Source organism: Chryseobacterium sp. GVT01B (assembly GCF_019970045.1).
Lineage (GTDB): Bacteria > Bacteroidota > Bacteroidia > Flavobacteriales > Weeksellaceae > Chryseobacterium.
Window position 1 is genome coordinate 143781 of sequence record NZ_JAHXYI010000006.1, and the last position, 14399, is coordinate 158179.

Below are 14399 nucleotides of genomic sequence, written 5' to 3' on the forward strand. Positions count from 1 at the left end.
ATGGTAAGATTAGACTTAAATACTGTTATAAACATACTATCATTACAAGAATATTCAAAATTGACATTGGAAGAAAAAGAAGAATTGATTGAATGTGAAGGAATCGAAGAAGTAGAAATTTTTGAATATTTAAAAGAAAAATATACTGGTATAAAGATTTCATATATTGAAGAAAAAATCAAAACTTTATATCAATTTCCATTAATTATTACAGGTACTCCAAAAGAATTGATTGCATGCCCTTGTTGTAATTATAAAACACTTTCAGAAAGGGGAAATTATGAGATTTGCCCTGTTTGTTTTTGGGAAGATGACGGAAGTAATGATGAGTTTAAATATAGTCATGTAAATCATACGACATTAAACGATGCAAAAAAGAATTTTAAAACAAAAGGAGCTATTTTAGATAAATTCTTAAATTCTGTAGATAGTGAAGGAAAATTAAAATATTATAAAACGATTTATTAGCATAAATTAAAAGAGGTTGAACTTTTCAATCTCTTTTAATTTTACATACACAATAATTAATGGAAATTAAAAGATATATTTCTTAAATATTCTAACAGGAAAATCTCTCCTTCAGAATCTATTAAATTCTTGGATGAAAAAGTAAAAGTCTATAACTTTGAAGTAGAAGGCAACCATAATTATTATGTTTCTGAAAAAGGGATTTTGGTGCATAATAATTGTGAATGGACAAGCGCAATTACAAATACGTTAGAAAATGCTTCATCAGGTTTAAAAAACATATCTCAGAACATTTTTTTGCAAGAGGTGAAATTAATATTGGAGGCAGACCATTATCACGGGACTATCGGAACATCAGCTCAGGGAGCAAGACAAATAATATTAGATTTTGGAAGAACAATTAATGAATCAGGAACAACAAGCCAAGTAAGGATTTGGATGAATGAAACATGAACAAGCATTAGAAGTTTGCATCCTTATACTAGATAATAATAAATATGGTAATAAATAAAAACAAAGAACTTTTTGGCTTTCAGCCTTATGAATTTACAAGTTTTTTAGAGGGAAATTCTTTAATAAAAGGCTATAAATATTTAGATCAACTTGTATGCGATTTATTGATATTTGAAAAAGAAGGACACTATTATAAATATGAAGATGAAAATTTAATACTTTATAGTCCAACAGAGATTAATGAAAATGGAATGTTTTTCTTTAAATTAAAAAATAAATTTCTATTAACAGAGAATGAGAATTTTCAATTTTATGCAAACTATGAAATTGATAAAGAAGATCTGGATATTATAATGATCGAAGCTATTGTGAAAGAGAGCAATAATAAATATTACTGGACATATTCAACAATGGATTATTTAATTGAGACTACAAATAAAAGATCTCAAGATATATATTTTGACTATTATCCCAATGAAATTGCTTTCGTTTTAAATAGGTTTTTGCTTTTAAAGAATATTACAAAAAGTGATATAATTAATAAGCTTCAATCTTTAAAAACAGAAGAAAATATAATTTCTGGATTTTATAAAGAATAACCAAGGACTTGCTAATTATGAAGGAAAAAGTCTTTTTGAACTTGTAAAGGCGTTCGAAAGTCAAGCTAAGAGTGCAGGTATGAATAAGTAGTTATAAAAGGTGTTGATATTGTAGAAACAAGATTAATGAACTCAAGAGCAGCAGAAATTATGGGCTACACTTATAAAGAGCTTAGTAAAAATAGTATAGAATTAGTAAAGTTTTTAAAATGATAAAGAATATAAATATTGTCAAATCTAAATTCAATAGAATAAAGCAGAATTTTTTTAAGACAGATTTATTTGAGAATTTAGAAGATAATATACAACAACAAATAAATAATAATATTGTATATCTAAATAACGAAATACCTTTCTTAGGTTATGCTTATAATGATGATTATTGGCTGCTGACAGATATTAGGCTTATTACAAACGATTTCATTATTTTTCTGGATGATATTGAAATAATTAATATCCCTGAAATTTTTGATGAAGGAAAAGGAAACTCAGAATGCGAAAGTTTAGAAATTGTTAAAAAAGACTCTGCTGTTTATACTTTAAAATTAGAGAGATTAACATGGTATGCAATTTTTAACGTCCTTAATTTCATTATAAGACATTGATTTATAATACAGTTACATTTAACTAAAACCTTTCGAGTACCGACTTTTCATAGAAGATGACAAAACTATTATATCAAACGATTAACTAATTACAATACAGTATCCATCCATACACAAAGTACCATATGATCACATATGGTACTTTTTCTTTTCATAATGCCCATTATTTCCTTCAAAATCCAAAATCTACTTCAATTCATTTGAAATAAACAGAGATATACCTTTATTGTCAAATTTACTATAATGGAATAGGAAATAATTTCGTATTTTGGTTTACTTATTAAAATAATAATTTAAAGTATCTAAAAATGTTTAAAATATAAACTTTAAGGTTCTGATTATCATTTTTTAATAATCAAAAAAGAAAAATCTCTAATCATTGAAATAATATATGAAGAAGTATCCAATTCCTGGGAATGAAGAAGCCCGAATGAGGAAACTGGAGTTTTTGGATCTTTTAAACCTTGAAAAAGATCCCCAGTTAGACATTTTTGCAGAAACGGCATGCCTGGTGACCGACTGTCCTGCAGCACTTATTGCCATGATGGAAAGCGAAACTCAGACTATTCAAAGCTGTGTGGGTCTTGATCTTGATTTTGTTGACAGGAAGAGTACTTTATGCCAATATTCTATTGCAAATGGAGATGTTGTTGTTATCAATGATACTTTATTAGACGAAAGATCTTTTGATAATCCACTTATTCTGGCGGGTGGAATCCGGTTTTATGCAGGAATCCCCCTGATTGATGATGAAGGTTTCGTATTAGGAACCATCTGTGTTATCGATTATAAACCTAAAACAATTACAGACGATCAGATTTCTACCCTTAAAAAAATAGGAGAGGCCATCACAAAAGTCCTGATGGGGAAAAGAAAAAATATTCAGGCTGAATACTTTCAACAGACCTTCAGTATTTCCAACAACCTGATCTGTGTTTTGGATAAGGATTTCTCTATAAAAGACGTCAATCCAGCTTTTGAAAGCATATTCCAATTGGAGAAATCTCAGGTTATTGACCAGAATTTCCTCAATATTTTAGGCAGCCACAATTCCCAACTGCAATTACTGACTAAAAATCTTCCCACTACAGATGAAGAAGTAACATTCACTACTTCTACAAACATAGATGATACACAGACTATTATTGTAGAATGGTATCTGAAACTGAATCAGAAGCACTCTGAAATTTTCTGTTTCGGAATCAATATTACCCAGCGCATCGATGAAAAACTCAAACTTGAAAGTTCTGAACGCCGTTTCAGAAGCTTCTTCGAAAATGCAATAGGTCTGATGAGTATGCATGATATGGAAGGGAATATCACTGAGGTAAACGAAAAAGGAAGAGAAACACTGCAATATTCCGCAGAAGAAGTGGAAGGACTCAACCTGAAAGATCTTGTCCCTGAAAAAAACTGGCCGCTACTGGAACAGTACCTGGAAAGAATTAACAAAAACCAGGAAGATTTTGGAACCATGATCCTGAAAACCAAAGGAGGTGAAGAAGTCATCTGGATGTACCACAATCTAGTAGAAATCAACAAAGAAGGAAAACCTTATGTAGTAAGTACTGCACTAAATGTCACCGAAAGAATGACGTTGGAAAAAGATCTTGTTCATACCAAAAAAATGCTGGAACAGACAAGTGCTGTGGCTCAAGTGGGAGGATGGGAAGTGAATCTTAAAAAGAATACCGTATTTTGGTCACAGTCTACCAGAGAAATACACAAAATAGATAAAACATTCCAGCCTGATCTGGAAAATGCACTCGGCTTCTATAGCGAAGACAGCCGCGAAAAACTGAAACTATTATTTGAAAGAGCTGTAAAAGAAGGTATTCCTTACGATGAAGAATTACAACTTGTACGGAATGACGGTGTGACGATCTGGGTAAGGGTAAAAGGAATACCTGAGTTTGAAGACGGAACCTGTATCAGAGTATATGGAATTATTCAGGATATTGATAATTTCAAAAACATCTACCTTGAATTGGCAAAAAAAGAGGCAATGCTTCAGTCATTTGTCGCCTATGTTCCTGCAACGGTTGCTATGTTTGACAAAGAACTCAATTACCTTTCCGTAAGCAGCAGCTGGAAAGATGAATTCCAGATGAATGATATCAGACTGATCGGAGAAAATATGTTTAAAATTTCTCCGGATGTACCGGATGAAAGAATCAGGATTTATCAGGATGCTCTGGCAGGAATTGCCTATAAAAATGAAGATATGGCCATAGAAATTCCTGATAAAGAAGTCATTCAGCATTACAATATAGAAGTTACACCATGGTATCTTTCCACTCATACAATAGGCGGAATCATTGTTTCTGCACAAAATATTACAGGATCGGTAAGAATCAATAAAGAGCTTAAAACCGCCAAGAAAATGGCTGATATAGCCAATAAAGCAAAATCAGAGTTTTTGGCCAATATGAGTCATGAAATCAGAACTCCGCTGAATGGTGTCATCGGGTTCTCTGATCTTCTGCTAAAAACTCCGTTGAATGAAATACAGACCCAATACCTGAATTATATTAATGAATCCGGAGAAAACCTTTTAAACATCATCAATGACATTCTTGATTTCTCTAAAATAGAATCCGGAAAAATGGATCTTTCAATTGAAAAATCCAATGTATATGATATTGTAAGTCAGGTGATCAATGTGATCCTTTATCAATCCCAGAAAAAAAATATAGAATTACTGTTAAATATAGAGCAGGGGCTTCCTGAAACCATCTGGGTGGACGAATCCAGACTCAAGCAGATTCTGATCAACCTCCTTGGAAATGCTGTCAAGTTTACAGCACAGGGGGAAATAGAGCTTAAAGTAGAAAAACTGAAGCTTGACCATAAAGATATCACATTAAGATTTTCAGTTCGGGACACGGGAATCGGTATTCCTAAAGAGAAACAGCAGTTTATTTTTGATGCCTTTACACAGGAAAACAGCTCTATCAGCAAACGTTATGGCGGAACAGGACTTGGACTTACCATTTCAAACAATATTCTGAAATATATGGGAAGCGGCCTGTCACTGGTGAGCGAGGTTGATAAAGGTTCTGTTTTCTATTTTGACATTCAGATTCCTTGTGAAATGACAGAACGCCCTGAAGATGAAGATCTGAAAATAAACAGAGTTCTTATTGTTGATGATAACGAAGCCAACAGAGTAATTCTTCAGCATATGCTTGCCTATAAAAATATAGATTCAAAGCTTGCTGCCAATGGTATGGAAGCCCTTCAGATACTTCTTGCAGGAGAGCGTTTCGATGTTATTCTTATGGATTACCATATGCCGATCATTTCGGGACTGGAAACAATAGAAAAAATCAAGGAAATGTTTAACAAGCAAAATGAACTTTCACCTTTGGTTATCCTTCATACCTCTTCTGAAGAGCATGATGTCATCAATTCTTTCCGCCAGGAAAACAATTCTTACTTCCTGCTGAAGCCTATCAAATCTGAAGAGCTGTATAAAACATTGAAACAGGCCGTAAAATACACAGAAAAGGAAATCAGCCAAATTCCACAGCCGGAAACAGAAGCTTCATTACTGATGCAGGCGCCTAATGTTTTGCTGGTAGATGACAACCCTGTAAATATGGTCCTGAACCACAAAATGATACGTTCATTAATTCCCGATGCAGAACTCACAGAAGCTACAGACGGTCTTCAGGCTTGGGGACAATGTAAAGAAAAAGCATTCAATATCATTTTAATGGATGTTCAGATGCCGGTAATGGATGGTATTGAAGCTACAAAACAAATCCGTTTACTTCCCGGTTATGCCGATGTTCCGATTATTGGAGTAACAGCCGGAAATGTATTGGGTGAAAGAGAAAAATGTATGAATTCCGGGATGAATGATTTTCTGCCTAAACCTTTAAGACAGGCCGATCTTCTGGAAATGCTGAAGAAATACATTATGAATAAAAATCATACGATTTCTGAGGATTCTATAGATCAAACAAAATACCTGGACATTAATCTTTTGAACGAACAAATAGGCGATGATGATGAAGATTTCAGAAAAATATTTTTGGGTCTCGTAATACAACAACTTACCCAAGCTGAAGAAGATATTAAAAAAAGCACAGCAGAAAAAGACAGCACCAATCTGAAATTGATCCTTCACAAGCTCAAAGGAACAGCAGGAACAGCGGGATTGATACAGCTTACAAAAAATACGGCCAGCTGGGAAAATAAAGCAGATCCGGATATGGATTTTGCTTCTATGGAAAAAGAAATTATCCAGGAAATAACAATGGGATTACAATTAATTAACAACTTAATACAATAAAAAAAATAAAACTATGTTGATTCTAATCGCTGAAGACGACGAACTGATTCTAAAAACGATAGAGCACAAATTATTAAAAGAAGGGCACGAAGTGATCCTAACCCGCAATGGTAAAGATGCTATCGAAACCCTAAAAACCAAAGAGGTAGATCTGGCAATTACAGATATTATGATGCCCTTTGCCTCCGGAATTGAAATACTTTCAGCCATCAAAACGATGGATAAGCAGACTCCGGTGATCATGCTTTCCAGTATGGGGCAGGAAGAAGTGGTACTGAATGCTTTTGACCTTGGAGCTGCCGATTTTATAGTAAAACCATTTAGTCCCAATGAATTGATATTAAGAATAAAAAGATTTTCAAAATAAACTACAGCCATGTTTCTCACCACTTCTGTGCATTTTCTATTTCTCGTATTTCTGGGAATGCTTGCTTTAGTACTCTTACTGATCATAGCCGTACTCATTTACAGCTTTTATCAGTATAGAGAATCCCTCCATATTTTCAGATGGTCAGAAATGATTAATAAAAGAATCTCAGAAGTGATTGTATATGGTGAAGAAACCTCTGCAGACCCTAACTTTTCAACAGCATCCGGAAATTCTTTATTCAGAAATTTATTCCTTCAGAAACTGGCAGAGTCCGAGAAGAAATTTTCCGGGGCAGCACAGCATAAACTTAAAGACCTTTTCCATGAATATGGCCTTCAGGAAGAAGCATTAAAAAAACTGAATCAGAAAAAGATACATTTAATTGCAGGAGGCATACAGGAGCTTACAGCAATGAATGTAGAAGAATTACTTCCAAAAATTTCTACATTTTTAACGCATCCTTCAGCACAGGTTTACCAGGAAGCACAATATGCAATGGTTCATTTCAAAGGATTTGAAGGGCTTCATTTCCTGAACAGCATATCAACAAAAATATCAGAATGGCAACAGCTTCGTCTGCTTATTTCAGTCACCAGTATTCCTGAGAATTCCAGTAATAGTATTAAAAGCTGGGTTGAAAGCTCAAATGACTCAGTGATCATTTTTACCCTTAAACTGTTAAGAAAATTTCAGGTATTACCGCTTTATCCTACAGTTATCGATTTGCTGGATCATCCTTCCATTGAAGTTCGGGTACAGGCAGTACAGACATTGTTATCCCTTGAAAATTCTTCAACCATTGTCCATCTCATAGAAGTGTATCCTCAGCAGCCTCTTGAAGTGCAGAAAGAAATCCTTAAAGTAATGAAGAAGTCAAAAGACCGATGCTCAGTAGATTTTCTGAAAGATCAATTGTTAAATACTACTGATTCAGGAATAAAAGTCTATGCAGCAGAAGCCCTATGCTCACTGGAAAAACAGGATTACCTGATGGAAGTATCTAAAAATGAGACTTCATCAGAAGAATTAATCCAAATCATCAAATACGCATTACAGGAAAAAGTATGTTAGAATTCTCACACATTATCTATGAAGTTGTTATCTGGGTGTTTCTGATTTACGGAACAGCAATAACCCTTATCTATGGCTGGATAGGAATCTATGCGCTTGGAGCTGTACTTCGTTATAAAAAAGAAAATACATTTACAGATTACAGTGTTATTGCAGCAAACCCTAATGCTCCTGTATTCAGTGTTATTGCTCCGGCTTATAATGAAGGAATGACCATTGTAGAAAATGTTCGTTCTCTGTTATCCCTTTACTATCATAATCTGGAAATTATCATTGTAAATGACGGAAGTAAGGATGACTCTATCCAAAAGCTTATTGAAGCTTATGAATTGGAATCCATGGCTTATTTCATTCAGGGAAAAATAGAAACCAATACCGTAAGAGGTGTTTATAAAAGTAAAAATCCAGCCTTCAAAAAGCTGATCGTTGTCGATAAAGAAAATGGTGGTAAAGCAGATGCTCTGAATGTGGGAGTGAATATTTCTTCCGGTGAATATCTGGTTTGCATTGACGTAGACTGTATTCTGGAGCAGGATGCGATTCTAAAACTCGCAAAACCAATGCTGGAACAGACCGATAAAAAGTTCATCGCCTGTGGTGGAGTCATTCGTCTGGCCAATAACTGTGTGATAGAAAACGGCAAAATAGTAAGTGTCAACATGCCGAAAACCCTTTTGGGCAGAACCCAGGCATTAGAATACATCAGAGCTTTTGTACTCGGACGTATGGCTTGGTCCAGAGCATCAGGATTGATTCTCATCTCCGGCGCTTTCGGAGTTTTTGACAGAAAAATAGTACTCGCTTGCGGCGGCTATGATAAAAACACAGTGGGAGAGGATATGGAGCTGGTGGTAAGAATGAGAAAGTACATGGAAGAAAAAAATGAACCTTATGAAGTACTTACCATTCCGGATCCTTTATGCTGGACAGAAGTTCCCGAATCTAAAGATATTCTCAGAAAACAACGTAACAGATGGATGCGTGGAACGATGGAAACCCTGTGGAAGCACAGAAAAATGATGTTCAATCCGAAATACGGAAAATTAGGAATGATAAGCCTTCCTTATTGGTTCTTTTTTGAATTTTTGGGTCCGCTAGTTGAGTTTTCAGGATATATCATCTTTATTATCTTTTTACTGTTGGGAATTATCAACTGGCCGTTTTTTACGGTTCTGTTTGCCCTCGTGATCTCAATGGGATTTCTTTATTCTATCTATTCAATATTAGTAGATCTTGTAAGCCATCAGGTTTATACCAAAAGAAAAGATTTCCTGGCGCTTATTGTAACGGCTTTTTCCGAACCTTTTTACTTCCATCCTATTGTGGTAAAAGCAGGAGTAAGCGGGTTTATAGATTATTTCAAAAAATCCCACGGATGGGGCGAAATGACAAGACAAGGCTTCAATCAAAGCACGCAGCATTTACCTTTTAAAGAAAGAATGCTTGCCATTCTGCAGTCTGGCCTTAAAAGATGGGGAATACTCGCATTGGTTTTTTTTGCTTTATTTTTAGTGGGAGTAACTGCAGAATGGTTATGGTACCGGTATACTTTTCCTAAATTTGATACCCCAGCGATTGTCGGGAATCTTTTCACAGAGAATATTTTATTTGCCTTAAGACTCACATTTTGTGTTGGAATTGCTTATCTGATTATTAATTTTATCAGAGAAGGCTGGGCAAAGACTCTGACGACTGTGGCTTTGCTTATTGTAACCGTTACTCAGTATATTTTATTCCTGTATTTCTCAGAAACCCGCAACATATTAGGCGCAGACCTTTTATACTACAGCAAAGAAGAGATGAAGCAGATTTTACAGGCAAGCGGAATGCTTAATTTTAAGAACTTTGCCCTGCTGGGTATTTTAATCACAGTCTCTTTTGTCCCTATATGGATAGCCAGTAAAACAGCCTTAAAATCCATCTATCCGGGACTTATATTACTTGTTTTCGGATTAGCAGCCTTTTTCATTCCATCCAACATATTAGGATCCAAAACCTTGAGCTCTGAGAATGAATTTAACCAAAATGCAGCAAAAAGTAAATGGGCTTATTTTTTTAAATCCAATGAAGACAATTTCATCAGCGATCATCCTGAACTGAATGAATTACTGAGTGAAAATGAAGATTTCACCGCCAATGCCGAAATGCTCAATAAAAATTTCCCTTTCTGGAGGAAAGAAAATACCCCGGATTTTTTAGGATATTATTTTAACAGATCTGAGAAAGTTCCCAACCTTGTTTTCCTTATCATGGAAGGTTTCGGACATGCTTATACTTCACCAAAAGGATATATCGGGAACTTCACCCCTTACTTGGATTCTTTGTCCGGCAAAGCATTGTATTGGGAAAGCGCTTTAAGCTCAGCGGGAAGAACATTTGGAGCATTGCCATCAATCACAGGATCGCTTCCTTTTGGAAAGAACGGATTCCTTGAAATAGAAAAAACTCCTGAAAATTTCAATCTTTATAATATCCTGAAAGCCAATGGATTTGAAACAGGTTTTTATTATGGAGGCCATACATCCTTTGACCGTTACCGTGAATTCCTTGAATACAGCGGGGTAGATCATATCATAGATGAACCCTCATTCAGCAGTCCTTACCGTAAGCTTCCCGCCAATAACGGAGAAAGCTGGGGATATGAAGATCAGGCAGTTTTTGGTAAAATGCAGCAACAGCAAAAGCCGCAGGACAGACCTTATTTCAATATGATTCTTACCCTTTCAACGCATAATCCTTTTTTAATCAACAATAAAGGTTATTATGAAAAGCTTTACAATCAAAAGCTGAATTCTGGTATTTTAACTTCCGAACAGAAAAAATGGGCCACAGCGCATAAAGACCAGCTGATTTCGGTTCTTAATGCCGATGATGCCATCAAAGGATTCTTTGAAAGTTACAGCAAACGTCCGGATTTCAAGAATACCATTTTTGTGATCACAGGAGATCACAGTATGCCTGAAATCACATTAGAGTCTAAAATTGACAGATTCCATGTACCTTTAATGATCTATTCACCTTTGTTGAAAGAATCAAAACGTTTCTATAAAACTGTAAGCCATTTTGATATTGCTCCCTCTATTTTGGCTTATTACAGAAATAATTATAAGCTCAGTACACCTTCAACAGTAACATGGGTAGGAAGAGGGTTTTCTCCGGATTCCGAAATCAGCAAAACCGGAATTCCAATGATGCAGAGTAAAAACCAGCTTATTGATTTTGTTTCTGAAAAGTATTATATTCATGACGGACAGCTTTTCACCCTGAAAGACATGGAAGAAGATGCCTCCAATGATAACGCAGCCCTGAATAAGATCAACGGCAGATTCAATCAGTACAAAAGCATGAATTCACAGTTTTATTCTACTAAAAAACTGATGCCAGATTCGGTAATGATCAACTTTAGGAAAAAAGTAAAATCAAAGTTTTAAAACTTTCTGGTATAGCCTAATGTAATATCAAATTGATTCCCTTTTTCACCCGGACGGTATTCCTGGTTATAATACATGGTTCCCACTGAAAACAGATTGGAATGATAGGAGAAATTGTATTCACCACCTATTTTAAACGTTTTAAGCTTAAAAGTTTCATTTTCCAGAAGATTGTTTCGGTTTTCTTCCGGGCTGATCCCGGTTCCGATCTGAAAAGCAAAATAATCCTGAGCCCCTTTTGTATAATACCTTACAGTTCCCGTATAAGAATGTGAAATATTCTTGCTGTCTGGAGTGATATAAGTACGCAGATTAAACCAGAAATTTTTATAATATTTCCCTACGGCAGCGGTATACATCCAGATACTGCTGCTGAAATAAAGCTGACGGTAACCTATTTCGGCTTCAAAACTATGGGGAAGGTTTGCATTCAGGGAAACTCCGGTTCGGTACTTCGGAAACAAACCGACATCATCAGAATATCCTCCGCCAACATACAGGTAGAACATCTTGGAAAGCCTTGGATAAGCCTCCAATTCAATTTGTGTGCCGCCCTGGGCAAATTTATTGGCATAATTTCCACGAAGAATCACAGAACCGATAGGAGTAATCCTCTTGTAACTTACCCCCACAATATGCCAGTCATCATCAAACTGTTTGTCAAAATGAGAATAATTATAAACAATTCCTACTGCATTTTTAGAATTAAGCTCATTGATTCTTACCGCAAGAGCCCTTGCTTCAGTATTCTTAGGATTGATGGTCAAAAGAGTAGTTACAGCTTTATCTGCTTCCTCATAATTATCCATCCCAAAATACACTTTTGTTTTCAGCAATAATAATGTTTCAGATTTAGGATGATAGGAGAGTCCTCTATCTAAGATTTCAATAGCTTTTGTATTCTGATCATTCCAGTATTCCAATGAAGCATAAGCCAGAAAATAATCTTCATCCTGAACCTCTTTTTTTTCAAGCTCTTCAAATATGGCTCTTGCAGACACCAGGTCTTTGTTCCAGGTATACAGCCTTCCCAGGAAAACTGAAATATCTGTATAATTAGGCGCTTTTTCCAATGCCTCTTTAGCCAGAGCAATAGATGCAGGATAATCTTTCTGTTCAAAAGCAGCATTTCGTGCTTTAACGAATAATTCATCAGCGGATAAATTCTGCTGACTATACATTGTAATGGGAAAAAGTAATGCAAATAAAAAGGTTGAATATCTTTTCATTGAAAGTTTAATTATTAATGAACTTCTGGTATCACAAATATATTGAACTTTTACATCACAACCCAGAGATTATTCGTCAGAACTTATATTTTTTAGATTATTTTTCAATTAAATAACCCATAAAAAGCAATTATGATGGAATAATTATTGCCGTAATTAAAAAAACTGATTTATTCAAAAAATTCTATCATGAAAATAGCCACTTATAATGTTAATGGAGTCAACGGACGCCTGCCCGTCTTACTGAAATGGCTTAAAGAAGCCTCGCCGGATATTGTCTGCCTTCAGGAATTAAAAGCACCTCAGGAACGTTTTCCGGTAGAAGAAATTAACAAAGCAGGCTATGAGGCGATCTGGAATGGACAAAAAAGCTGGAACGGAGTTGCCATACTGGCGAAAAACAAAGAAATTACGGAGGTACAAAGATCTTTACCCGGAGATTCCGAAGACATTCAAAGCCGTTATATTGAAGCAATCATTGATAAAATGGTAATCTGCTGTCTTTATCTCCCGAATGGCAATCCTTATCCCGGACCAAAATTCGATTATAAATTATCCTGGATCAAACGTTTTAAAAGAAGAACCAGCCAACTTATTACAATGGAGCTTCCTGCCATACTTATTGGTGACTTTAATATCATTCCCGAACCTATTGACGTGTACAAACCTGAACGCTGGGAAAATGATGCCCTGTACAGAACAGAGGTAAGAAAAGCCTACAAAGATCTTCAGAAGAAAGGATGGCTTGATGCGATACGCAGTCTTTATCCCGAAGAAAAAATATACACCTTCTGGGACTACTTATACAAAGCTTACGACAGGAATGCAGGCATGAGGCTGGACCATATTTTACTGAGTCCTTATCTGCAGAACCGGCTGCAGTCCGGTAGAGTAGACAGTCATGTACGCGGCTGGGAAAAAAGCAGCGATCATGCTCCGGTGTGGATTGAGCTCGCAGACTAATTGTAACTCAAGAATAACAAGATCATATATAGTATACTCCCGGTTTATAAAATCAGGAGTATAGTATATAATATGGTTGATTGAAAACTAAGACTGTTTACGGCGACGACCGGAAACCTTTTTATCAAGATCCCTGATGTCCTGTCTCAGCTCACGGAACATTTCTTTAAAATTATAGCTTTCATAGTCACCCGGCTCAAAATCTTCCGGAAAAATTCCTGAAGCATACTGCCAGATTTCTACAACTTCTTCAAACGGAATCTCATAAGGCTCATAAAAAGAATTGTCAGCACTTACACAGATTGCATTTTCTTTTCTTTCCTTAAAACGTTTATAGGTAATCCCATCATTCAACGTAACAAAAACATAGGTTTTTCCCTGTTTCAAATCATTGATTCCTTCTACATATTTTCCTACAATATAGGAACCGCTTCTGAATGGAGGCATAGAATCCCCATCTGCAGGGAATGCTCTGTATTTTCCGTTCGTAAGGAAGGGAAGAGCAATACGCTGAAGACTTTCAATATAATCTACATCACTGTAACCTTCCAGATATCCCATAGAAGCTTTTTGAGGGATAATCTCTATGGTATCATTTCCATGTGTGTCTACCGCAACCGGAAGCACAATTCTGTTGTCCGGCAATTTCAGCATATCATCCATAGGATACTTCTGAATATCTACCGACAGCATAAGATCAATACTTACATGAAAATATTTGGAGATTTTTACAAGCAGTTCGATAGGAGGTTCAGATATTCCGTTCTCATATTTTGAATAACGGACTCTGGAAATCATCAGTTCATCAGCTACATTTTGTTGGGAGAGCTTTCTCTTGGCTCTTAAGAAGCGTATATTATTTGAAAAAATTGACATTGATAAAAGTATGTAAGCAAAAATACAAAATTTG

Annotated in this window: 11 protein-coding genes; 9 read left to right on the top strand and 2 right to left on the bottom strand. The window is 35.5% G+C overall.

Going from position 1 to position 14399, the window contains the following annotated elements; all coding sequences use genetic code 11:
* From LC457_RS15470 to LC457_RS23460, 8 genes are all read left to right on the top strand, one after another.
* Complete coding sequence (locus LC457_RS15470) at nt 1–468, top strand: CPCC family cysteine-rich protein (RefSeq protein ID WP_223600691.1); 468 nt, start codon at nt 1–3, stop codon at nt 466–468.
* A gap of 129 nt (nt 469–597) precedes the next feature.
* Nucleotides 598–921, top strand: a complete 324-nt coding sequence (locus LC457_RS15475) for a hypothetical protein (protein WP_223600692.1) — start codon at nt 598–600, stop codon at nt 919–921.
* A gap of 44 nt (nt 922–965) precedes the next feature.
* Entirely contained in the window at nt 966–1520 is a 555-nt protein-coding gene (locus LC457_RS15480) for a hypothetical protein (RefSeq protein WP_223600693.1), read from the top strand.
* Nucleotides 1521–1729: 209 nt separating this feature from the next.
* Nucleotides 1730–2125 carry a hypothetical protein gene (locus tag LC457_RS15485; RefSeq protein ID WP_223600694.1) on the top strand — a complete coding sequence of 132 codons (396 nt, stop codon included), beginning with the start codon at nt 1730–1732 and terminating at the stop codon, nt 2123–2125.
* Between the two features lie 391 nt (nt 2126–2516).
* Entirely contained in the window at nt 2517–6425 is a 3909-nt protein-coding gene (locus LC457_RS15490) for a response regulator (protein ID WP_223600695.1), read from the top strand.
* 13 nt (nt 6426–6438) lie between these two features.
* Nucleotides 6439–6792 (top strand): response regulator transcription factor, encoded by a 354-nt coding sequence (locus tag LC457_RS15495; protein WP_223600696.1) that lies wholly within the window; start codon nt 6439–6441, stop codon nt 6790–6792.
* Nucleotides 6793–6801: 9 nt separating this feature from the next.
* Entirely contained in the window at nt 6802–7866 is a 1065-nt protein-coding gene (locus tag LC457_RS15500) for a HEAT repeat domain-containing protein (RefSeq protein ID WP_223600697.1), read from the top strand.
* The gene (locus LC457_RS23460; protein ID WP_308116417.1) at nt 7860–11297 is read left to right on the top strand and encodes a sulfatase-like hydrolase/transferase; all 3438 of its coding nucleotides are present in this window, start codon (nt 7860–7862) and stop codon (nt 11295–11297) included. The genes LC457_RS15500 and LC457_RS23460 overlap by 7 nt, the downstream gene beginning before the upstream one ends.
* Here the strand turns inward: LC457_RS23460 and LC457_RS15515 are convergent.
* Nucleotides 11294–12526, bottom strand: coding sequence for a YaiO family outer membrane beta-barrel protein (locus tag LC457_RS15515; RefSeq protein ID WP_223600698.1), 1233 nt, complete (start codon nt 12524–12526; stop codon nt 11294–11296). The genes LC457_RS23460 and LC457_RS15515 overlap by 4 nt on opposite strands.
* Nucleotides 12527–12715: 189 nt before the next feature.
* On the opposite strand from LC457_RS15515, the gene xth reads away from it, so the two are divergent.
* Complete coding sequence (gene xth, locus LC457_RS15520; protein WP_223600699.1) at nt 12716–13489, top strand: exodeoxyribonuclease III; 774 nt, start codon at nt 12716–12718, stop codon at nt 13487–13489.
* A gap of 87 nt (nt 13490–13576) precedes the next feature.
* Here xth and LC457_RS15525 read toward each other — a convergent pair whose 3' ends face one another.
* A complete protein-coding gene (locus tag LC457_RS15525; RefSeq protein ID WP_223600700.1) occupies nt 13577–14365 on the bottom strand; it encodes a LexA family transcriptional regulator in 789 nt (262 codons plus the stop codon).
* Nucleotides 14366–14399 lie beyond the last annotated feature (34 nt).

Coding starts and splice junctions, on each gene's coding strand:
- LC457_RS15515 (WP_223600698.1), bottom strand. CDS start 12,526: ATGAAAAGATATTCAACCTTTTTATTTGCATTACTTTTTCCCATTACA.
- LC457_RS15485 (WP_223600694.1), top strand. CDS start 1,730: ATGATAAAGAATATAAATATTGTCAAATCTAAATTCAATAGAATAAAG.
- LC457_RS15495 (WP_223600696.1), top strand. CDS start 6,439: ATGTTGATTCTAATCGCTGAAGACGACGAACTGATTCTAAAAACGATA.
- LC457_RS15525 (WP_223600700.1), bottom strand. CDS start 14,365: ATGTCAATTTTTTCAAATAATATACGCTTCTTAAGAGCCAAGAGAAAG.
- xth (WP_223600699.1), top strand. CDS start 12,716: ATGAAAATAGCCACTTATAATGTTAATGGAGTCAACGGACGCCTGCCC.
- LC457_RS15480 (WP_223600693.1), top strand. CDS start 966: ATGGTAATAAATAAAAACAAAGAACTTTTTGGCTTTCAGCCTTATGAA.
- LC457_RS15470 (WP_223600691.1), top strand. CDS start 1: ATGGTAAGATTAGACTTAAATACTGTTATAAACATACTATCATTACAA.
- LC457_RS15490 (WP_223600695.1), top strand. CDS start 2,517: ATGAAGAAGTATCCAATTCCTGGGAATGAAGAAGCCCGAATGAGGAAA.
- LC457_RS15500 (WP_223600697.1), top strand. CDS start 6,802: ATGTTTCTCACCACTTCTGTGCATTTTCTATTTCTCGTATTTCTGGGA.
- LC457_RS23460 (WP_308116417.1), top strand. CDS start 7,860: ATGTTAGAATTCTCACACATTATCTATGAAGTTGTTATCTGGGTGTTT.